This is a genomic window from Burkholderia sp. JPY481 (assembly GCF_038900515.1).
Classification (GTDB): Bacteria; Pseudomonadota; Gammaproteobacteria; order Burkholderiales; family Burkholderiaceae; genus Paraburkholderia; species Paraburkholderia youngii.
Genome location: NZ_JAYMRT010000002.1, coordinates 361,234 through 382,676 on the forward strand (window position 1 = coordinate 361,234; position 21,443 = coordinate 382,676).

A 21,443-nucleotide genomic window follows, 5' to 3' on the forward strand; every position below is an offset into this window, starting at 1 on the left:
GCCAGCATAGTCAGCGGCGAACTCAGGCGTTTGATCGCGCTTGCGGTTTTGCAGTCGCGACGGAAGGCGGGGCCGACTCCGCCACGTCACTATGCGCGCCCGCAGCGCCACCCGCTTGCCCCGGCCTCAGCAACAGCCCACCGAGCACGCCGGCCGCCGCCGCAAAAACCGCCCCAAACAGAAACGCGACGTGATACCCGCTGTTCAGCGCGGCCGCCGCGCTCGACGACGCCTGCATTGCCTCGCTACGCGCCGCGGCAAGACTCGCGAGCACCGCGAGCCCGAGCGCCCCGCCCATCATGAACGACGTATTGACGATGCCCGACGCGAGGCCCGAATCGGCGGGATCGACGTCGCTCATCGCGGCGAGCAGCAACGGGTTGAATGCGATGCCGGCGCCGAAGCCGAGCAGCAACATGCCGGGCAACACGTCGGGCACGAAGCTGCCGTCGACGGGCGCACGCGCGAACAACGCGAGCCCGCATGCGGCGATCAGCAGGCCCGCCGCGAGCGGCCGGCGCAGCCCGAAGCGCATCACCACACGCGCCGACAATCCCAGCGAAAAGAGTCCCATGATCAGGTTCGCGGGCAGAAACGCGAGCCCCACCTGCAACGGCCGATACCCGAGCACGCGCTGCAAATAAAGCGCCGAAATAAAGAACCACGCGAACATCGCGGCTGCCCACAACACGCCGACCACGTTCGCGGTCGCGACATTGCGCAAACGCAGTAGACCGAGCGGCATCAACGGATGTTCGACTCTCGCCTCGATTGCGAGGAACACGGCAAGCAGCGCGAGCGCGACGCACAGCAGGCCGAGCGTCTGCGCCGAAGTCCAGCCTGCTTCGTTGCCGTTGACGATTGCATAGACCGCCAGCATCAGCGATGCGGTCACGCTGAGCGCACCGGCCACGTCGAGCCGCTCGCCGTGCGCGTGTCCGCGCGCGGCCGGCAGTAGCGCGAGGCACAGCGCGTACACCGCAATGCCGATCGGCAGGTTGACCAGAAAGATCCAATGCCAGCTCAGCAGATTGGTGAGCAGTCCGCCGAGCAGCACGCCGATGCTGCCGCCGCCCGCACAGACGAAGCCATACACGCCCATCGCTTTCGCGCGCTCGCCGGGTTCGGTGAACAGATTCATGATCAGCGACAACGAGACCGCCGAGACGATTGCACCACCCAGCCCCTGCACGGCGCGCGCGGCGACCAGCAGCACTTGCGAATTCGCGAGGCCGCAGGCGAGCGAAGCGAGCGTGAAGAGCGTAATGCCGCACAGGAACAGCTTGCGGTGTCCGTACAGATCGCCAAGCCGTCCCCCGAGCAGCAGACAGCCGCCGAACGTCAGCATGTAGGCGTTGACGACCCACACGAGCGAGGTTTCGCTAAAGCCGAGATCGGCGGCGATGGACGGCAGCGCGACGTTCACGATGGTGGTGTCGAGCACGATCATCAGCACGCCGAGGCAGAGCACGATCAGTGCGAGCCAACGTTGCTTGCCGTGGAGGGAATGGGTCATGCGGGTGCCCCTTTACGCGGATTCGGTCGATCGCCGACGATGGGTTTTCGAGTCTAACACCCGTGCATTTCGGGTCCAACTACGAAATCCAGGGCGGCGCCGGCGCGCTAAGCGTCGCGCGGTTGCGCATCAATCGCCGGTGAGGATTTCGTATTTGCCGCCGCGTTCGAGCGCGCGCTGATATGCGGGCCGGGCGCGAATGCGCTGCAAAAACGCGCCTATCGCGGGCAATCGCGCAGTGATGCCGCGCGCGGTGGCGGCTTCGAGCGGGAAGCGCATTTGCACGTTGGCGGCGGTGAAGTCGTTGCCGGCGAACCAGCCAGTCGCGCCGAGTTCGTTGTCGATATAGCCGAAATGCAGCTTCAATTGCGGATCGACGAAGTTCGCCTGCATCGGATGATACACAGCGATGGCAGCACCACATTCTCAAACCTTCGACTTTCCCCCCATCAACCCATTCGACGGCAACGTCTCATCCAGCAACTTCCTCGCACTCTCAATCCCCGTCACCGGCAAGCCATTCGGATCGAGCAGTCCCACCTGCACGAGCACCGAAGCCTGATCCCAATAGATGTGCTCGTTATAAAGCTTGTCACCGCGGAAGCACACCACGGCGAGCATCGGCACCTCGAAGTACTTGCCGGTCGGCGCCACGCCCGGCAGCAGCCAGTCGATCTCGCAACTATGCGTGCAGCTGAAAATGAATTCATCGACGACGCGATCCGAGCCGATCGTGCGCGAAATCGGAATCAGCTTCGTATCGGGTGGATTCGAGTTGACGAAATGATGCGTGTAAAAGCGCTTCAGATTGTCATGCCCGACACCGCCTGTCATCGTCGGCACGTGATTGACGTAGGGCTCGGCGACCATCGTCGGCATCACCGCATCGACGTCGCGTGTCGCGAACTCGTGATAGCAATGCGCTTCCCACAGCGCGTTCAGATCGTAGACCGGACCGAGCACCTTGCGCAGCAGCGCCAGCGTGCGCGAGTACGCCATCATCGCGGCCGGCTTGTCGTACTGCTTGCGCTGCGGCGCGGCGAACGCGTGATCGCAGCCGGGATACACGTATTGCTCGATCTGCGGCCGCGTACGCAGTGCGGCGCTGATGCGCTCGCGCGTTTCGGGCGGGCAGTGCGCGTCGTTTTCACGGAAGTGGAACACCATCGGGCAGTTGATTGCCGATACTTCGTCGAGATGCGCGTCAAGCCCCACGCCGTAATAGCTGACCGCGCAATCGACGTCGGTGCGCGCCGCGCTCAGAAACGCGAGCTTGCCGCCGAGGCAGTAGCCGACCACGCCCACCTTGCCGGCCTGCTCGGGCAGTTCGCGCAACGTGGCGATCGTGGCGGCGATGTCCTTCACGGCGACATCCGCATCGAACTGGCCCAGATAGCCGAGCGCCTGTTTCATATCGGCGTCGCCGTAGCCAAGCGAAATGCCCGGCTTGATGCGCCAGAACAGATCGGGCACGAGCACGACGTAGCCTTCTTCGGCGTAGCGATCGGCGGTCGCCTTCATCGTGTCATTGACGCCGAAGATTTCCGGCAGGAGCACGAGCCCCGGGCCCGAGCCCTGCGCGGGGCGCGCGACGTAAGCGTTGAAACGGCCGCCATCGTGGGCGACGACTTCGATGAAAGAGCCGGCCATGCGGTCTGTCTCCAGTCTTATGATAGATACGGGTTACGTCATCATGCGCAACTCGAAACGTTTGAGCTTGCCGGTTTCGGTGCGCGGCAGCGCGCCGATGAACGTGATGACGCGCGGATATTTATACGGCGCCACGTTATTCTTAACGAAATCCTGCAGTTGCGCGACCAGTTTGTCGTCGGCCGTATAGCCGGGGTTCACCACGACGAAGGCCCGCACGATCTGCCCGCGCGTTTCGTCGGGCACGCCGATCACGCCGCATTCGGCCACCGCCTCGTGCTGCATCAGCACGCTTTCCACCTCAGGACCGGAGATGTTGTAGCCGGCCGACACGATCATGTCGTCGGCGCGCGCCTGGTAGAACACGTAGCCGTCCGCGTCGAGATAGACCGAATCGCCCGGCAGGTTCCAGCCGTCGCGCACGAAGCGCAGCTGCCGTTCGTCCGCCAGATAACGGCAGCCGGTCGGGCCGCGCACCGCCAGTTTGCCGATCGTGCCGGGCGGCACGGGTTGCATGTCGTCGTCGACGGCTTGCACGACGTAGCCCGGCACCGCGCGGCCGATCGCGTGCGGCCGGATCTCCGCGCCTTGCGACGAAACGAAGATGTGGATCAGCTCGGTGCCGCCGATGCCGTCGATCATGTCGATGCCAGTCGCGTCGCGCCACAAACTCCGCGTCGAATCGGGCAACGCCTCGCCCGCCGACACGGTCTTCTTCAGCGATGACACGTCATGTTGCGCGACGAGCGGCGCCATCTGCCGATAGAACGTCGGTGCGGTGAACATCACGGTTGCATGAAAACGTTCGACCACGTCGAGCAAGGTCTGCGGTGTGAGCTTTTCGACGAGCACCGTCGACGCCCCGACGCGCAGCGGAAAGCACAGCAGCCCGCCGAGGCCGAACGTGAACGCGAGCGGCGGCGTGCCGCAGAAGATGTCGCTCGCGGAAGGCTTCAACACATGACGCGGGAACAGATCGCACATCGCGATCATGTCGCGATGGAAATGCATGCAGCCTTTCGGCGCGCCGGTCGTGCCGCTCGTGAACGCGATCAGGCAGACGTCGTCGGCGGCGGTGTCGCAGGCGGTGAAGTGCTCGGGCTTGTTGGCGGCGAGAGTCTCGAGCGAATCGGCGGAATCGTCGTGAAAGCGGCGCGTCTGCTTCAGCACCGCGCAGTAGAACTCGTCGCGCGGATTCGTGCAGCGCTCGAGTTCGGCGGTCAGGCGCGCATCGCAAAGCGCGGCGCTGACTTGCGCTTTGTCGATGATCTGCTTGAGCTCCTTCGCGCGCAGCAGCGGCATGGTCGGCACGACGACGAGCCCGGCCTTCAGCGCCGCGAGCGTGGCGACGGCCATCTGCAAGGTGTTCGGTCCACGCAGCAGCACGCGGTTGCCGGGCCGCAAGCCCATTTCATCGACGAGCACATGCGCGCTGCGGTTGACCAGCGCGAGCAGTTCGCCGTACGTGGTCGCTTGTGGCTTGCCGGCCACGTCGGACCAGATCGCCGGCCGGTCGCGATGCCCCGCCTCGATGGTCCGCTCCAGCAGTTCGGTCGCGCAGTTCAACCGCGACGGATAGGCGACGTCCGGATTGTCGAGCAGAAAGACGGGCCATTGATCCTGCGGCGGAAGATTGTCGCGCGCGAAAGTATCGACGTGTGCTGACGGTTCCATCATGGTCTCCCGGGGCGTTGAGCCGGAAAATGCGCTTCGTTCGGTGTGAGGGGCTTGCCTGTGCGTTCGGTACCTGTGGGACGTTCAGTGCGGAATCACCGCGGTGGCCTCGATCTCGACCTTCGCGCGGTCTTCCATCAGCGCGACGACCTGTACCGCGCTCATCGCGATGTCGTAGTCGCCGATCAGCTCGCGAAACACGCGGCCGATGTCCTTCAGCGATGCGAGGTACTCGCGCTTGTCGGTCACGTACCACGTGAGGCGCACCAGATGTTCGGGCTTGCCGCCCGCTTCGCGCAGCACGGCGAGCAGATTCTTCAGCGCCTGCTCGGACTGCTGCGCGAAGTCATCCGAATGGAACTGCGCCTGTTCGTCCCAGCCGATCTGGCCGGCGATGAACACCTGTGTGCCGCTCGCCGCGACGCCGTTCGCATAGCCGCGCGGTTTGACCCAGCCGGCCGGAAGGAGAGCTTTTTTCATCAGCGCTGAGCCTCGATGGAGGAGGGCGATGGAGCGTACGCCGCGAGCGCGCTCGCGATGTCTCCGGGAATGTTGATCGATTTGCCGCTTTCGAACGACATGAACACGAGCACCTGTTTCGAACGAAAGCGCGTTTCGCCGTTGCAATGCCCGTGAATCTCGATGCGGAGAGAACTGCGGCCGATGGTGTGGACTTCGAGCGCGAGCAGGATGGTTTCGCCCATCTGGCTCGGCCGCGAGAACTCGCAGTCGAGCTTGACGATCGGCAGGCCGATGCGGCGCCGCGCGATCATGTGCGCATAGTCGATGCGCAGGCCCTCGTTGAACCAGTCTTCGACGAGCGCGTTGGTCATCACGAGGTACTGCGGAAAATACACGATGCCCGCGGGATCGCAGTGCGAGAAGCGGATGCGCACGGGCCGCTCGAACGATGTGCTCATTGCGCGCTCCCGTTCGCCGCGGCATACGCCTTCAACAGATCGCGGCCGACGATCAACTGCTGCACCTCGGTCGCGCCTTCGTAGATGCGCAGCGCGCGGATCTCGCGGTACAGCATCTCGACTGCGCTGCCGCTTTGCACGCCCATGCCGCCGTATAGCTGTACGGCTGCGTCGATCACCCGCTGCGCGCCTTCGCTCGCGTGCCACTTCGCCATCGCGGCTTCGCGCGTGACGCTTTCGCCCTGGTCGCGCAGCCACGCGGCGCGATAGACGAGCAGCGCGCTGCTGTCGATCGTCAGCGCCATCTGCGCGAGCTTCGCCTGCGTCAACTGGAAGTCGCCGAGCGTCTGGCCGAACATCTTGCGCGACGCCGCGCGCGCGAGACCTTTGGCCATCGCATGACGCGCAAAGCCGAGCGATGCGGCCGCCACCGAGGTGCGGAAAATATCGAGCGTGCGCATCGCGATCTTGAAGCCTTCGCCGGGTGCGCCGAGCATCTGGCTCTTCGGCACGCGCGCGTTCGCAAAGCGCAGACGCGCGAGCGGATGCGGCGCGATCACGTCGATGCGCTCGGCGATGTCGAGGCCCGGCGTTTCTGCATCCACGATGAACGCGCTGATGCCGCGCGCCCCTGGTGCCTCGCCGGTGCGCGCGAACACCACGTAGAAGTCCGCGATGCCGCCGTTCGAAATCCACGTCTTCTCGCCGTCGAGCACGTAGTGGTCGCCCTGTTCGCGCGCGGCCAGCGCCATCGCCGCGACGTCCGAGCCCGCTTGCGGCTCCGACAGCGCGAACGCGGCGATCGCCGTGCCGCTCGCGACACGCGGCAGATAGCGCGATTTCTGTTCATGCGTGCCGGCGAGCGAGATCGCGCCCGAGCCGAGGCCTTGCATTGCCAGTGCGAAGTCGGCGAGGCCCGAGTAGCGCGCGAGCGTTTCGCGTAGCAGACACACGGCGCGCGTATCGATCGTGTCGCCGTGGCCGCCATAAGCGACGCCACCGACGCCGTATTTCAGCCAGCCGGCCTCACCGAGTTCACGCACCAGCAGGCGGCAGGTCGCGTCGGTGTCGCGATGGTCTTGATGCTTGAGATTCGCGCGGCACCACGCGTCGATGCCGGCCGCGAGTTCGCGATGACGCGGCTCGAAAAACGGCCACGCGAGCGGGCTATGCAAATCGACCGGCGTGTTCTGATGATCGGCGCTCAACTCAGTCTCCTTCGAACACCGGACGCGACTTCGCTGCGAATGCATCGTACGCGCGCTCGAAATCGCGCGTGCTCATGCAGATCGCCTGCGCCTGCGCTTCGGATTCGATCGCTTCGTCGATGCTCATGCTCCATTCCTGGTGCAGCATCTTCTTCGTCATTCCGTGCGCGAAGGTCGGGCCGGACGCGAGATCGGCGGCGAGCTTCTGTGCTTCTTCGATGAGCGCGGCCGGGTCGCACAAGCGGTTGTAAAAGCCCCATGCGTGAGCTTCGTCGCCGCTTGCCGAGCGGCCGGTGAACAGCAGCTCGGCCGCGCGTCCCTGGCCGATGATGCGCGGCAGCATCGCGCATGCGCCCATGTCGCAACCGGCGAGGCCGACGCGCGTGAACAGGAACGCGAGCTTGCTGCGCGCGGTGCCGAGGCGCAGATCGGAAGCCATCGCGAGGATTGCGCCGGCGCCCGCGCAGACACCGTCGACGGCCGCGATGATCGGCTGCGGGCAATGGCGCATGGCCTTGACGAGGTCGCCGGTCATGCGCGTGAACAGCAACAGCTCGGGCATCGGCAGATCGATCAGCGGCGCGATGATGTCGTGCACGTCGCCGCCCGAGCAGAAGTTTTCGCCCGCGCCGTGCAACACGACGGCCTTCACGTCTGTCGCATACGCGAGGTCGCGGAACAGGTCGCGCAACTCCGCATACGATTCGAAGGTCAGCGGGTTCTTGCGCTCGGGGCGGTTCAGCGTGATCGTCGCGACCTTGCTGGTCACCGACCAGCCGAAGTGCTTCGCCTCGTAGCCTGCCAGGCTCAGGCGGTTGCCGGCCAACAGTGCGTCGGCGGTGGATCGTGTCATGTATGCCTCCAGTGCGAAGTCAGCCTTTCAGGCTGTCGAGCAGATGCCGCTTGAGTTTGCCGAGGTCCTGATGGGTCTTCATCTTTTCGTCGAGGCTCAGGCCGCCGAACATTTCGACGACCCATTGCTCGTGCGCGACGGCCATTTTGTCGAACGCCTTGCGGCCAGCGGGCGTCAGGCACACGCTGATCGAGCGGCGGTCGTTCGGATCGGTGTCGCGCGTGACGAGCCCCTCTTTTTCGAGCTGATCGGTGATGCCGGTGACGTTGCCCCCCGTCACCATCAAACGGCGCGACAACTCGGTCATCTTCAGGCCTTCGGGATGTCGTTCGAGTTGCGCCATCAGATCGAAACGCGGCAACGTGGTGTCGAATTCGGTGCGCAGACGTTTGCGCAATTCGGCTTGCACGAGATTGGTGGTGGTCAGCATGCGCAACCACAGACGCAGACCCATGTGGCTGTCCGCACCGGTGCTCATTTCGAGGTCCACGACGTTCTCCGCGGGTTGGGCGACGCCTTTGCGCGACGGTTTCGCATCCGATACAGACTTTTTTGCTTGCGTTGATTTGCTCACGTTACTTCCCCACCCGAAATGGAAATGGATTGCCCCGTGATCGCATCCGAGCCGGGGCGGCACAGCCACAACACTGCGTTCGCGACCTGCTCCGGGCTCACGAAGCGGCGCTGCGGATTCGAACGCAGCAGCGTTTCGCGCGCCTGTGCTTCAGTGCGCGAGGTCTTGCTCGTGATCTGTTCGAGCGATGCATGCAGCAGCTCGGTTTCGGTGTAGCCGGGGCACACTGCGTTGACGGTGATGCCGCGCGTCGCGGTTTCGAGCGCGAGCGAGCGCGTGAGACCGATCACGCCGTGCTTGGCGGCGCAATACGCGGCGACGTACGCATAGCCGATCTGCCCCGCGGTGCTCGCGACGTTGACGATACGGCCATAGCCACGCTCGAGCATGCCCGGCAGTACAGCGCGGGTGCCGAGAAACACGCCGGTCAGATTCACGTCGAGCATGCGCTGCCACAGCGCGATATCGGTGTGCGTGAACGGCGCGGCCTGCGCCTGGCCTGCGTTGTTGACGAGGATATCGACGGCGCCCGCCTCGCCGAATGCGCGCGCCACCGACTCTTCCTGCGTGACGTCCACGCTGATGCACGCGACGTCGCCGAGCGCCGCGCATTGTTCGCGCTGCGCTTCGAGGCGTTGTGCATTGCGGCCCATCAGCGTGACGCGCGCGCCGGCGCGCAGCAGCGCCTGCGCGATGGCCGCGCCGATGCCGCTGCCGCCGCCGGTGACGACCGCGTGTTGTCCGGCGAGAGAGGTGTCAAACGTGTTCACACGGTTCCTTCGGCGCGTTGCGCGCGTTGTTGTGCCGTCAGGCCGGCGTTGGCGATGGCCTGCGCGCGCTCGCGTTCGAGGTTGCGCTCTAGCTGCATTTTCGCGGCGGTGTAGGGCTTCGGCCACGCGATGTCGAGATAGCCGATCTTCGCCGCTTCATTCAACGTCCACGACGGATTCGCGAGATGCGGACGTGCGATCGCGCACAGGTCCGCGCGGCCAGCGGCGATGATGCTGTTGACGTGATCCGCTTCGGAAATCGCGCCGACCGCGATCGTTGCGATGCCGGCTTCGTTGCGCACGCGATCGGCGAACGGCGTCTGGAACATGCGGCCGAACACGGGCTTTTCTTCCTTGCTGACCTGGCCCGACGACACGTCGATCATGTCCGCGCCGGCCGCCTTGAAAGCTTGCGCGATCTTCACGGCGTCGTCGGGCGTGTTGCCGCCTTCGACCCAGTCGTGCGCGGAAATCCGTACCGAGATCGGCTTGTCCTGTGGCCACACCGCGCGGATCGCGCTGAACACCTGCAGCGGATAGCGCAGACGGTTTTCGAGCGAGCCGCCGTATTCGTCGGTACGGTGATTCGTCAGCGGCGACAGGAAGCTCGACAGGAAATAGCCGTGCGCGCAGTGCAATTCGAGCCAGTCGAAACCCGCTTCGATCGACATGCGGGTCGCCTTCACGAACTGCTGCTCGATTTCGTGCAATTCGTCATGCGTGGCTTCGCGCGAATGCTGGCTGATACCGCGCAGATACTGCTGCGGCGACGCCGAGACTAGGGGCCAGTTGCCTTCGTCGAGTGGCTGGTCGATGCCCTCCCACGCGACGCGCGTCGAACCTTTCGCGCCCGAATGGCCGAGCTGGATGCCGATCTTCGCATCCGACTGCAGATGCACCAGATCGACGATGCGCTTCCACGCGGACTGATGCTCGGGCGCATACATGCCGGGGCATCCCGGCGTGATGCGGGCTTCGGGCGACACGCAGGTCATCTCGGTCATCACGAGCGCGGCGCCGCCCATTGCGCGCGCACCGAGATGCATCAGGTGATAGTCGCCGGCCACGCCGTCTACCGCCGAGTACTGCGCCATCGGCGACACCATCACGCGATTTTTCAGCGTGACGCCGCGCACCTTGAAGGGCGTGAACATCGGCGGAATCGAAGGTTTGTCCGCCGCGCGCTCGACGCCCGCGCGCTTCGCGAGCCAGTCTTCGAAGCCGGACAGATATTGCGAATCGCGCTCGCGCAGGTTTTCGTGCGAGATGCGCTGCGAGCGCGTGAGCAGCGAATAGGCGAACTGTTCCGGCTCGAACGACGTATAGCGATCGACGTGCTCGAACCATTCGGTCGAATTGCGCGCGGCGTTCTGGATGCGCAGCACGTCGACGCTGCGTACTTCGGTGTAGTGCTTCAACGCTGCGGCCAGATCGTCGGGATGCGAACCCGGATGCGCGCTGATGCTGTTCGCGAGTTCGATCGCGTCTTCGAGCGCGAGCTTGGTGCCCGAGCCGATCGAGAAGTGCGCGGTATGCGCGGCGTCTCCCATCAGCACGATCGGCGTTCGTGTGCCGTTCGCGTTGCGGCGCCAATGCACCCACTCCTTGTTGACGACGCGCGGAAAACGGATCCATTGCGACGAGCCGCGCAGATGCGCGGCGTTCGACATCAGCGCATTGCCGTCGAGGTATTTCGCGAAGAGCTTCTCGCAGAACGCGATGCTGTCTTCCTTGCTCATTTCGTCGAGACCGGCGGCGCGCCACACGCGTTCCGGTGTTTCGACGATGAACGTCGAGGTTTGATCGTCGAAGCGGTAGGCATGCGCCTGAAACCAGCCGAATTCGGTTTGCTCGAACGCGAACGTGAACGCGTCGAACAGCTTCTTCGTGCCGAGCCACACGAAGCGGCAGTCGCGCAGGTCGATGTCCGGCTGGTAGGTGTGCGCGTATTTCTGGCGCACGGCGCTGTTCAGCCCGTCGCTCGCGATGATCAGGTCCGCGTCGTATGCGCTGTCGTCCACGACCTGGGTTTCGAACACGAGCTTCACGCCGAGTTCTTCGCAACGCGCCTGCAGGATATTCAGCAGGCGTTTGCGACCGATGCCGCAAAAGCCGTGGCCCGACGAACGTACGCTGCGGCCGCGGAAGTGGATCTCGATGTCGTCCCAGTGATTGAACGCGTCGAGAATCGCCTCGGCGCTCGGGGCGTCGGCGGCGCGCAGATTGCCGAGCGTCTGATCGGAGAACACGACGCCCCAGCCGAAGGTGTCGTAGGGGCGGTTGCGCTCGATCACCGTGACTTCATAGCCGGGGTTGCGTTTTTTCATCAACAGACCGAAGTACAAACCGGCCGGACCGCCCCCGATACAGACTATGCGCATGCTGGTTCCCCAAAATGAACGCCGCGTTGCGATTAATTTAGGTTTTGATAGTTTAGATGTCAAGTAAATTTGGGGAGTGCCGTCTAGAGGAATTCGGAAGTCAGTCGCTGTCCGGCGCGTGGCGGCGTCAGGCGAGCTAGGGTCTTCGCCGGGGGGCGAAGGTCGTCGCCTATTGGCGCTACGCCATTGAGATCATTCTGAATGCGTATGCGAACGCAGTCGGCACGCGCGGCGTCGACACATGACGCCGTGCGTGGCGCTCGCCGAGCCGAAGCTCAGCGGTCACATCGGCGGAACTACGCCGTCCTTTTCGACCACGACGCGTTGCGCAACATAACTTCCCTGCGACGCAGGCGTTGCGACGATGAACACCTTCTTGCCGGCGGTAAGATCGCTGTGCTCCGCGGGCGTGAACGTGACGACGGGCACGTTTGGCGGCACCGTCACCACATTGCTGCCGCCCTTGTATGACAGCTTCAGGTCGCGGCCGTTGGTGCTCTGCACGACGGAGTCGACGTTCGCGTTGGTCATCGAGCTCTTCGGGCCCAGGTCCCACGCGTAATGCCCTTCGCCCGTGCCGCGCGCGGACTCGGGGAACACCACGACTTCCGTTGCCGTCAGCTTGCCGTCGGCGCCGGTGGTTGCAGCCGTGCCAATGAACGTACCCGGCTTGATATCCGATAGCTGCATCGTTTTCACAGCCGAAACACGCACATCCGGCTTCACATCGACCGACACGGTATCGCCGCTGCGACGATGGACCTTGAGCGTGTCACCGTTTTGCGACACGATTTCGCCACGGATGCGCGTGGGCGTCGTGGCGGGCGCCTGCGCGAAAGCAGCGCTCGCGAACGCGGCAGCCATAAAGGCTGCGCCAAGTTTGATGCGGAGTGTCATAGAACCTCCCAACTGGATGGTTGAAGGACGGGGGAAAGACCTCATTGCTTCACGAGCCGCTGAACCAGTTGTAGCCCTGGTTCTCCCAATAGCCTCCCGGATACTGGTTCGTGATTTCGATTGCGACGACATGCTTGGGATTCTTGAAGCCGAGCTTGGTCGGCACGCGCAGCTTCATCGGAAAGCCATACTTCGGCGGCAGCACGTCACCGTCGTAAGTCAGCGTGAGCAGCGTCTGCGGGTGGAGCGCCGTCGGCATGTCGATGCTGGTCCAGTAGTTGTAGTCCGCGCAATGCAGCGACACGTACTTTGCGGTCGTGTCCGCACCCACGCGACGCAGGAATTCGGAAAAGCGCACGCCGCCCCAGCGGCCGATCGCGCTCCATCCCTCGACGCAGACAAGACGCGTGATCTGGCTTTCCTGCGGCAGCGCGTGCAATTCGTCGAGCGACCAGGTGCGCTTGCCGTGCGCGAGACCGTTGACCTGCAGACGGTAGGTCGCGGCATCGATCTCGGGTACATCGTCGATCTCATAGAACGCGTTGAACGGAAACGGCCGCGTGATCATCGATTCCGGATACGTGGGCGCCAGCTTGTTCGGATCGAACAGCAGCGCCTGCACGCGGTCGTTGAAGAACGAGATGCGGCGCAGCGCGGTGTTCACCGATTTGTCGTTGGTCAGATCGCAACCGGACAGCATCGCGATGCCGCCTAGGGTCAGCAGCCGCCGGCCGAACAGGCGGCGCGCTGGCGATTTGAGTTCGCGCTGTGCGTCGCGGACGATCGATTCGCCATGCGTCGCGAGAAAAGTGCCTGGTTGTGCGGTGCGTTTGCGGATCGTCACGATTTACCGTCCCCGTATCATCAGCAGTAACGAGCGCGGCACGAGCGCGGCCATCGCGACGTGAACGATGAAAAACGCCACCAGTACGCTCATGCATACGAAGTGCACGACGCGCGCATTGTCATATCCGCCCATCAGCGTGCGCAGCAGCGGGAACTGCACCGACTTCCATATGACGAGCCCCGACAACACGATCAGCACGATGTCGGCGATCACGACGAGATAAGCGAACTTCTGCACCGAGTTGTAGTGCGCGAGGTCGTCGTGTTTCAGGCGTCCGCGCAGCGCGGCGAGCAGATCGGCGGCCAGCTGTTTCGGCCTGACGGGCAGCAGTTTGCGTCGAAAGCGTCCGGACGCCAGATTCAGCGCGAGATAGACCAGGAAATTGGCGACCAGCAGCCACATCACGGCGAAATGCCATAGCAGCGCGCCGGCGAGCCAACCGCCAAGTGTGATCGAAGGTGGAAACTGAATGGCTGGAAAGATTGGCGACGCATCGTAAATCTGCCAGCCGCTCATGACCATCAGCACGACCGCGACAGCATTGATCCAGTGCGTAATCCGTACCCACCCGGGCTGAACCATGTTGTGACTCAAAAATCACTCCAGATTCGGTGGCATTCATGCCAGTAGCGCGGGAGCAAGACGGGTCGGACAGCGAACCGCGCTCCGCTCGTCAGGCTGCCACCTGTAACACAAGGGCTAACGCGATTGATCGACCATTATTCCGTCGCGCGTGAAGATTTTCCCTTGCAATCGACTTTCATTAGCGACACGCACCGCGCGCGAAAGCCGTCCCGCCCCAGAGCATCGCAGCATCCCGCATGCCCTATTGCGTCGGACAAATGCACTTCTGCGCAAAGACACGCGTCCGCTCCCAGCGCCTTCCGTCCGACATCTCCCATCGGGGTATACCCGCTTTGCAAGCAGATTTGCGTGCCTAGCTATTGCGCAAATAAATTTGCGGTAAGATACTCGGCGCAAATCGGTTTGCTGTCGTTCCTCAACCCCACCTCGCAGAGGTCGTCATGAAACTCGTAGCAAAGCTCGTCGCGGCTGCACTCGTCGCCGTTTCCGTCCTCGGTCATGCCGCGCGGGCCGAGACCTTGCTGGTCGCCTGCGATACGGCGTTCGTGCCGTTCGAATTCAAGCAGGGCGACAAATACGTCGGCTTCGATATCGATCTCTGGGAAGCCATCGCGAAGGACCTGAAGCTCGACTACAAGCTGCAGCCGATGGATTTCAGCGGCATCCTGCCGGCGCTGCAAACCCATAACGTCGACGTCGCGCTCGCGGGCATCACGATCAAGGACGAGCGCAAGAAAGTGATCGACTTCTCGGATGGCTACTACGACAGCGGCTTCACGCTGATGGTGCCGGCCACCAGCGCGATCAAGGGCCCGGACGACCTGAAGGGCAAGTCGCTCGCGATCAAGACGGGGACGTCGGCGGCGGATTACGCGAAGGCACACTTCGCGGGCACCGATCTGCGCCAGTTCCCGAACATCGACAACGCGTATCTAGAGTTGCAGACAGGACGCGTCGATGCGGCGATGCACGACACGCCGAACGTTCTCTACTACATCAATACGGCGGGCAAGGGCAACGTGAAGGCGGTCGGTCCGCAGATGATGGCGCAGCAATACGGCATCGGCTTCCCGAAGGGCAGCCCGCTCGTGCCGAAGGTCAATGCGGCGCTCGCGAAGATCAAGGCTGACGGCCGCTATGCGGCGATCTACAAGAAGTGGTTCGGCGTCGAGCCGACGAAGTCCTGATAACGCAACGGCTGCGGGAGGCAAGTCATGCAGTTCGATCTGTCAGTCGTCGTCGATGCGTTACCGGCACTATTGCAGGGCGCGAAGCTGACGGTGCTCATCACCATCGCGGGCCTTGCGGGAGGCCTCGCGGTCGGCTTTCTGTTCGGCTTGATGCGCGCGTACGGCAACGCATTGATGCAGAAAATCGCGTTCGCGTACGTCGAGTTCGTGCGCGGCACGCCGATCGTCGTGCAGGTGATGTTCATCTACTTCGCTCTGCCCGTGCTGCTTAACGTGCGCGTCGATGCGTTGACGGCCGCGATCGTGTCGATCATCGTCAATTCGGGCGCGTATATCGCCGAGATCGTGCGCGGCTCGTTTTTGTCGGTGCCGCGCGGATTGAAGGAAGCCGGACTCGCGCTGGGCATGCCGATGTGGCGCGTGCTCGGATTCGTCGTCGGGCCCGTTGCGATTCGCCGCATGACGCCTGCGCTTGGCAACCAGTTCATCGTGAGCCTGAAAGATACGTCGCTGTTCATCGTGATCGGCGTCGGTGAACTCACGCGTCAGGGTCAGGAAATCATGGCGGCGAATTTTAGGGCCGTTGAAATCTGGACGGCGGTGGCCGCAATCTATCTGTGCATGATCGGTGTGCTGACGTTCTGTCTGCGCACGATGGAAAAGAGGATGCGGATACTATGAGCGCGCTCGATATGGTGCAGTTCAAGCAGGTCACGAAGCGCTTCGGGCAGACCACCGTGCTGGACGGCGTCGACCTGAACATTCGCGCGGGCGAAGTCGTGGTGCTGATCGGTCCGTCGGGTTCGGGCAAGTCGACGCTGCTGCGTTGTATCAACGCGCTGGAGCAAATCGACGGCGGCGATCTGATCGTCGATGGCATCAGCGTGCACGGCGGCTCGAAGAAAGTGCGCGAGATTCGCCGCGAAGCGGGCATGGTGTTTCAGCAGTTCAACCTGTTCCCGCAACTGACGGCGCTCGAAAACGTCGCGTTCGGTCCGCGTCAGGTGCGTGGCATGAGCAAGTCCGACGCGGAAACGCTCGCGCACGAGTTGCTGACGAAAGTCGGCCTCGCGGGCCGCGTCGGGCATTATGCAAGCGAGTTGTCGGGCGGTCAGCAGCAACGCGTCGCGATTGCGCGTGCGCTGGCCGTCAAGCCGAAGCTGATGCTGTTCGACGAGCCGACTTCGGCGCTCGATCCCGAACTGCGGCAGGAAGTGCTGCGGGTGATGCAGTCGCTGGCGGAAGAGGGCATGACGATGGTCGTCGTGACGCACGAAATGACGTTCGCGCGCAAGGTCGGCACGCGTCTGATCTTCATGGAGCACGGCCACATCACGGTCGATGGGCCGCCCGCGCAGTTGCTCGACAATCCGCCGAATCAGCGTCTGCGCGATTTCCTTCAACACGTCGAATGATCATCTCGAACTCATGTCTGCAATTGGATTCATCGAAATCTCCGGCTCGCCGTTCGACGCGGGCGAGGCGTTAGGGCGCTTCGGCGCGTTGGCCGTGCATCGCCACCTGGTGCAATCGGCCGCCTGGCGCGACGTCATGCAATGGCGTGGCACGCCGCTCGCCGCCGCGCTTTGCGCACATACGCAGCAGCGCTTTCCGCGTATCTGGGCGGAATTGCAGGGGCTTGCCAATGGCCTCGAACTGCCCTTCGACGATGTGTTCCTGTGGAACTGTCGCGGCGACCTGTGGGCTGCGTCGACCGACGGATGCACGACGGTGCAATTGCCATCGGCTGATGGCAAGCGCATCACTCACAATGAAGACGGTGACCCCGGCTTCGCCGGGCATTGCGCGATTGCCGCGTGTCGGATCGACGGCAGTCCGGGCTTTGCGGCGTTCGTGTATCCGGGCTCGCTGCCGGGCCATACGTTCGCCGTGACGGACGCGGGTCTTGCCGTCACCGTGAATAATCTGCGGGTGCGCCAGACCGAGGCGGGCGTGCCGCGCATGGTGCTCACGCGCGCGTTACTGGATGCGCGCGATCTCGATGCGGCGGTTGCCGTGGTACGCGACAATCCCCGCGCGGGCGGCTTCCATCTGACGCTTGCGCATCAGGCGAGCGCGCCGTTGCTGAGCGTCGAGTACAGCGCGCACGGTTGTTCCGTGCAGGAGATCACGCAGCCGTCGTTGCATGCGAATCACGCGATTCATCCGCCGATGCGCGGCTTCGCCCAGCGCGTGACCGATTCATCGCGTAGTCGGCAGACGCGCGGCGATCGGCTGTTGCGGGACGCACGCGAAGCGGGGCATGCGCCTGAGCCGCTCGCGATCCTCGCCGACACGCACGACGCATCGCTGCCGATCTACCGCGCCGACCCTGCCGATCCCGACGACGAAAACACGCTCGCAACCGCTGATATCGTGATCAGGGCGTCTCACATAGAATGGGACGTTTATGAGCAACCCGGGGCGCCGCCGCGATATCGATTGATCAATGGACACAAACCTACGCACGAAGCGCCGCAAGCCGGCGAACAAGGACGAGGCGAGCGCGCCTGAAGCCGTCGCCGACGCGCCGCGCAGCGTCGATGCGCTGCGCGAACTGGTGGTGCGCATCGGTCGCGACGAGGCCGGTCTGTCGCTCGGCGGCAAGGCGCACGCAGTGCTCGCGTGGCTGCTCGAACGGCCGGAGGAAGTGGCCGTGCGGACCATCACCGATCTGGCGACGGCACTCGACGTCAATGCGTCGACGCTGACACGGCTCAGCACGAAGCTCGGCTATGCAGGGTTCGCGGATTTTCAGAGCGTGTTTCGCGATTCGCTGGCGGAGCGTCACCGGCATTTCTATACGAATCAGGCGGAGCGGCTCGTTGCAGGGAAAAAGCAGCGTGCGCACACGCCCGTCAATAGCGGAACCTCGCCCGAGGTCGAGGTCGTCGTGCAACTCGCGCACGAATCGATCGTCAATGTGGAGACGTTCCTCGCGCGGCTATCGGCTGACGATCTGCGCGGTGCGGCCGCGCTATTGGCGGGGGCGCCGCGCGTGCGCGTGCACGGCTTGCGGCAGTTCAGCGCGCTCGCCAGCTTTCTTTGCTATGGGCTCGGGATGATCCGCACCGACGTCGCGCTGCTCGATGCACAAGGGCTCGGCGTGGCTGAAGGACTCGCGCAGTTGCAACCGGGCGATGTGGTGGTCGTCACGAGCGTCTCGCCTTATACGCGCAGCGTCGCTGAAGCTGCAAAGGCCGCCGCCGAGGCGGGTATGACAGTCATCGCGATCACGGATACGCTCGCGTCTCCACTGGTGCCGCCCGCGCGGCACGCGTTCCTGATTCCACACGACAGCAGTTTCTTCAGCAACAGCATGGGCGCTTATCTGATCTTTTGCGAAGGCCTGCTCAATCTGGTGGCGACGCATCTGGGGAAGCGATCTTTGCAGGCGCTGTCGCGGCGCGAACGGTTGATTACCGCGTTGGGGATCGAGACGGACTGATATCCGGTCAATGGTGATTGTCGAGATCGGCGAGTGGCCGCTGACGTGACTGCCGCGTCGAGTTTTACTCGCAACTAAGGACACTAGTATGGGCGCCGGGACGAGACGCCCTTGTATGCTTACAAAGCGCTTGCGTCCGCAGGTGCAGTCGATTTCATCGCAGGAACGATGGATAAAAACGAGAATAGTTTGTGGGACGACGGCGGGGACTGGGTCAGGAAGCTGCAGGGCTCGATGCGTCGTCGCGCCATAGGGCGACGCGCACAGGGTACAAAGAAGAACGCCACGAAAAGCGATTTTCGTGGCGTTTTGTCATTGGTGCGCCGCTGGTGCGGTCTCGGCGAAACGCGCCCGGATCTAGCGCTCGCCGAGAGCGTGCGGCCGTCCAACCAGCAGAAAGTGGACGAACGCAAGCAGCGGGAATGCAAGGGCAACGCCAGCGACCAACGGCCACCCACCGCGCTCGAAGAGCGTGCTCGCAAGCGCGGACCCGATCGCGCCGCCAACGAAGATGCTCGTCATGTACAGCGCGTTGAGGCGGTTACGGCTTGCCGCGTGCAGCGCGTAGATCTCCCGCTGGCCGAGCACCATGTTCATCTGCACGGCGAAGTCGAGCGCAATCCCGGTAACCACGAGGCCGAACACTCCGGACGCCGGATGGACGAGTGCCGGCAGATAAGACAACGCGGCCACGATCAGCGCCACAAACGTGGCGCGAATGGAATGTCCCGCGTCCGCGAGGCGGCCTGCGACGGGAGCCGACGTCGCACCGATTGCGCCGACCAGTGAGAACAGCGCGATCGCCGACTGTGACAGGCCGTACTGGCGCGTGAGTTCAACCGGAACCGCAGTCCAGAAAAGGCTGAACGACGCGAACATCAAACCTTGATAGAGCGCACGATGGCGCAGTACCGGCATGGTTCGCACGAGCACCAGCAGCGAGCCGATGAGCTCGGAATACGTGGCGCTATGGTCCGGTTGCCGGCGCGGAATCGTCAGCGCGAGCACGGTCGTCACGAGCGCCATCACGACTGCGGCCGCGGCAAACACGACGCGCCAGCCGAAGTGGTCCGCGACGATGCTCGACAGCGGTCGGGACAGCAGGATGCCGAGAAGCAGACCGCCCATGATCGTACCGACGATACGGCCTCGGGAATGATCAGGAGCAAGGTGCGCCGCGAGCGGGATCAGGATCTGCACGGCCACGGAACTGAAGCCGATCAGCAGCGACATCAGCAGAAACCAGCTGGGCGTGTGCATCAGCGATGCGGCGGCGAGACTCGCGATCGACACGACCGCGGTCGTAATCATCAGCTTGCGGTTCTCGAGCAGGTCGCCCAAGGGCACGATGAAAAACAGACCGAGCGCGTAGCCGATCTGCGTGAGCGAAACGATCAGGCTCGCCGTGCCACCCGACATATGCAGCGCCGGACCGATCAGCTCGGTAATCGGCTGCGCGTAGTACAGGTTTGCAACGATCGCGCCGCAACTGAATGCGAATAGTGCAATGAGTCCCTGGGTGAGCTTGACGGGCCGCTCGTTGCCGCCGAGCGTGCGCGAGGGAGTGGACATGATGGCTCCTTGAGCGAAGAAATTATTTGACGACTGGGCCTTTCGACTTGCTATGCAGTCCGCGGCTTGGCGTCGGGTTGTGCGACAGCCAAACTGGTGTTCGCGACTGCACCAAGGTTAGGCGCGAGCCGGTGCATCCGGAATACGATCGGCGCGCAATCCCCCATTGCGCGCTACGCAACGCGAGGAGCGGCGCTCGACAGCCAAGGTCATGATGACGGTAGGCTGCCATCACGCACCTGAAAAGTCCTGAGCCCGCCATTAATCCTTGCGCTTGATGAAGGCACGCAGAGTGCGAACCGCCCGATTTCCGCTGGCATAATCCCCCGCATGGACAAATTGCTCGCGCTCAACACCCTGCTCGAAGTGGCTGATGCCGGCGGCTTCGCGAAAGCCGCCCAGCGTCTGGGCGTGGCAACATCGTCGGTCACGCGTTTGATGGACGCACTCGAAGACTCGCTCGGCACCGCGCTGCTGACGCGAACACCGCGGCGTGTCAGCCTGACCGATGCTGGCGCGACGTATGTCGAGCAGATTTCCAGGCTGCTCGACGAGCTTGCCGGGGCCGACGAAAGCGTGCTGGACAGCGGCGCGGCGCCCGTTGGCGCATTGCGCGTGACGGTGCCGTCCACGTACAACCGCATCGTCCTCGCGCCGCACCTCGCCGCTTTCCTGCGTGAATATCCTCGCGTTGCGCTGGACGTCGTCGTTGCGGATCATTTCGTGGATCTCGCGCTCGATCGCATCGACGTGGCTGTGCGGATCGGGCTGCCCAGCGGCGATCCGAATCTCATCGTCAGGAAGATGGCCGACAATCCGCGCTTCGTGGTTGCGGCCCACGAGTACCTGAAAAAGGCAGGAATGCCCGAGGAGCCAGCCGAGCTCGCCGAACGCGAATGTCTGCGCATCGCCTATGGCGGAAGCTATCGGGCACGCCAGATCTGGACCTTCGGGCGCGGGGAGGAAATTGAAAAGGTCAACGTGCGCGGGCGACTGATATCGAACAGCCTCGATATGCTCCTTCAAGCAGTCCTCGCGGAGCAGGGGTTCGCACTATTGCCCGACTGGCTGGTGAACGAACACATCGATTCCGGCCGCCTGATGCGATGCTTCGCTGACTGGAAGGTGACGCCGCAGAGTGGCGATGTCGTGGTCCATGCGGCATACCTGCCCAATCGCAGGCATTCGACGAAAGTGCGGGCCTTGTTGCAGTTTCTTGAAGCGCGCATCGGGCAGCACCCGATCTAGCCGCAGCGGTGGTGAGTTCACGGCCGCCAGTCGGCTCTCACCCGCAAAAATATTTCCATGCGATGACAAAAGTTAGAGTCGTCGCACCTTCGATGCCGCATTCACCGCGC

The 21,443-nt window shown here is 63.6% G+C and carries 20 protein-coding genes and 1 pseudogene; 6 read left to right on the top strand and 15 right to left on the bottom strand.

What is annotated here, in order from left to right:
* Positions 1 to 22: 22 nt before the first annotated feature.
* The 14 genes and pseudogenes from VSR82_RS06980 to VSR82_RS07045 form a co-directional block, all read right to left on the bottom strand.
* Positions 23 to 1,516: a DHA2 family efflux MFS transporter permease subunit gene (locus tag VSR82_RS06980; protein WP_429456162.1), complete on the bottom strand. Its 1,494-nt coding sequence runs from the start codon at positions 1,514 to 1,516 to the stop codon at positions 23 to 25.
* Between the two features lie 129 nt (positions 1,517 to 1,645).
* A pseudogene (locus tag VSR82_RS06985) lies at positions 1,646 to 1,909 on the bottom strand (glutathione binding-like protein); the annotation flags it as partial.
* Between the two features lie 33 nt (positions 1,910 to 1,942).
* A complete protein-coding gene (locus VSR82_RS06990) occupies positions 1,943 to 3,166 on the bottom strand; it encodes a dienelactone hydrolase family protein (RefSeq protein WP_429456160.1) in 1,224 nt (407 codons plus the stop codon).
* Positions 3,167 to 3,199: 33 nt separating this feature from the next.
* Positions 3,200 to 4,840 carry an AMP-binding protein gene (locus VSR82_RS06995; RefSeq protein WP_368583199.1) on the bottom strand — a complete coding sequence of 547 codons (1,641 nt, stop codon included), beginning with the start codon at positions 4,838 to 4,840 and terminating at the stop codon, positions 3,200 to 3,202.
* An 84-nt stretch (positions 4,841 to 4,924) separates the two neighbouring features.
* The gene (locus VSR82_RS07000) at positions 4,925 to 5,320 is read right to left on the bottom strand and encodes a RidA family protein (RefSeq protein WP_013092722.1); all 396 of its coding nucleotides are present in this window, start codon (positions 5,318 to 5,320) and stop codon (positions 4,925 to 4,927) included.
* Positions 5,320 to 5,760 (bottom strand): acyl-CoA thioesterase, encoded by a 441-nt coding sequence (locus VSR82_RS07005; RefSeq protein ID WP_429456156.1) that lies wholly within the window; start codon positions 5,758 to 5,760, stop codon positions 5,320 to 5,322. Before VSR82_RS07005 ends, VSR82_RS07000 begins: the two co-directional genes overlap by 1 nt.
* A complete protein-coding gene (locus VSR82_RS07010; protein WP_429456154.1) occupies positions 5,757 to 6,968 on the bottom strand; it encodes an acyl-CoA dehydrogenase family protein in 1,212 nt (403 codons plus the stop codon). The genes VSR82_RS07005 and VSR82_RS07010 overlap by 4 nt, the downstream gene beginning before the upstream one ends.
* 1 nt (position 6,969) lies before the next feature.
* Positions 6,970 to 7,821: an enoyl-CoA hydratase family protein gene (locus tag VSR82_RS07015; protein WP_429456152.1), complete on the bottom strand. Its 852-nt coding sequence runs from the start codon at positions 7,819 to 7,821 to the stop codon at positions 6,970 to 6,972.
* Positions 7,822 to 7,840: 19 nt separating this feature from the next.
* On the bottom strand, positions 7,841 to 8,395 hold the full coding sequence (locus VSR82_RS07020) for a MarR family winged helix-turn-helix transcriptional regulator (protein WP_368583194.1): 555 nt from the start codon (positions 8,393 to 8,395) through the stop codon (positions 7,841 to 7,843).
* A complete protein-coding gene (locus VSR82_RS07025) occupies positions 8,392 to 9,165 on the bottom strand; it encodes an SDR family NAD(P)-dependent oxidoreductase (protein ID WP_368583193.1) in 774 nt (257 codons plus the stop codon). Before VSR82_RS07025 ends, VSR82_RS07020 begins: the two co-directional genes overlap by 4 nt.
* A complete protein-coding gene (locus tag VSR82_RS07030; RefSeq protein ID WP_429456149.1) occupies positions 9,162 to 11,546 on the bottom strand; it encodes a bifunctional salicylyl-CoA 5-hydroxylase/oxidoreductase in 2,385 nt (794 codons plus the stop codon). The genes VSR82_RS07025 and VSR82_RS07030 overlap by 4 nt, the downstream gene beginning before the upstream one ends.
* A gap of 282 nt (positions 11,547 to 11,828) precedes the next feature.
* On the bottom strand, positions 11,829 to 12,443 hold the full coding sequence (locus VSR82_RS07035; RefSeq protein ID WP_429456147.1) for a hypothetical protein: 615 nt from the start codon (positions 12,441 to 12,443) through the stop codon (positions 11,829 to 11,831).
* 49 nt (positions 12,444 to 12,492) lie between these two features.
* The gene (locus VSR82_RS07040) at positions 12,493 to 13,287 is read right to left on the bottom strand and encodes a molybdopterin-dependent oxidoreductase (protein WP_429456145.1); all 795 of its coding nucleotides are present in this window, start codon (positions 13,285 to 13,287) and stop codon (positions 12,493 to 12,495) included.
* A 3-nt stretch (positions 13,288 to 13,290) separates the two neighbouring features.
* The gene (locus VSR82_RS07045; protein WP_429457738.1) at positions 13,291 to 13,872 is read right to left on the bottom strand and encodes a cytochrome b/b6 domain-containing protein; all 582 of its coding nucleotides are present in this window, start codon (positions 13,870 to 13,872) and stop codon (positions 13,291 to 13,293) included.
* 443 nt (positions 13,873 to 14,315) lie between these two features.
* Between VSR82_RS07045 and glnH the strand changes: the two genes are divergently transcribed.
* Genes glnH through VSR82_RS07070 form a run of 5 tightly spaced genes read left to right on the top strand, consistent with a single transcriptional unit; the run spans position 14,316 to position 18,513 of the window.
* Positions 14,316 to 15,062, top strand: coding sequence for a glutamine ABC transporter substrate-binding protein GlnH (gene glnH, locus VSR82_RS07050; RefSeq protein ID WP_368583188.1), 747 nt, complete (start codon positions 14,316 to 14,318; stop codon positions 15,060 to 15,062).
* A 27-nt stretch (positions 15,063 to 15,089) separates the two neighbouring features.
* Positions 15,090 to 15,746 (top strand): glutamine ABC transporter permease GlnP, encoded by a 657-nt coding sequence (glnP, locus tag VSR82_RS07055; protein ID WP_498857540.1) that lies wholly within the window; start codon positions 15,090 to 15,092, stop codon positions 15,744 to 15,746.
* On the top strand, positions 15,743 to 16,480 hold the full coding sequence (gene glnQ / locus VSR82_RS07060) for a glutamine ABC transporter ATP-binding protein GlnQ (RefSeq protein ID WP_368583186.1): 738 nt from the start codon (positions 15,743 to 15,745) through the stop codon (positions 16,478 to 16,480). Before glnP ends, glnQ begins: the two co-directional genes overlap by 4 nt.
* Before the next feature lie 13 nt (positions 16,481 to 16,493).
* Positions 16,494 to 17,579: a C45 family autoproteolytic acyltransferase/hydrolase gene (locus VSR82_RS07065; protein ID WP_429456143.1), complete on the top strand. Its 1,086-nt coding sequence runs from the start codon at positions 16,494 to 16,496 to the stop codon at positions 17,577 to 17,579.
* Entirely contained in the window at positions 17,515 to 18,513 is a 999-nt protein-coding gene (locus tag VSR82_RS07070) for a MurR/RpiR family transcriptional regulator (protein ID WP_429456142.1), read from the top strand. Before VSR82_RS07065 ends, VSR82_RS07070 begins: the two co-directional genes overlap by 65 nt.
* Positions 18,514 to 18,870: 357 nt before the next feature.
* Here VSR82_RS07070 and VSR82_RS07075 read toward each other — a convergent pair whose 3' ends face one another.
* On the bottom strand, positions 18,871 to 20,085 hold the full coding sequence (locus VSR82_RS07075) for an MFS transporter (protein WP_498857541.1): 1,215 nt from the start codon (positions 20,083 to 20,085) through the stop codon (positions 18,871 to 18,873).
* Between the two features lie 330 nt (positions 20,086 to 20,415).
* Between VSR82_RS07075 and VSR82_RS07080 the strand changes: the two genes are divergently transcribed.
* Positions 20,416 to 21,333, top strand: coding sequence for a LysR family transcriptional regulator (locus VSR82_RS07080; protein WP_429456140.1), 918 nt, complete (start codon positions 20,416 to 20,418; stop codon positions 21,331 to 21,333).
* The last annotated feature ends 110 nt before the right edge of the window (positions 21,334 to 21,443 follow it).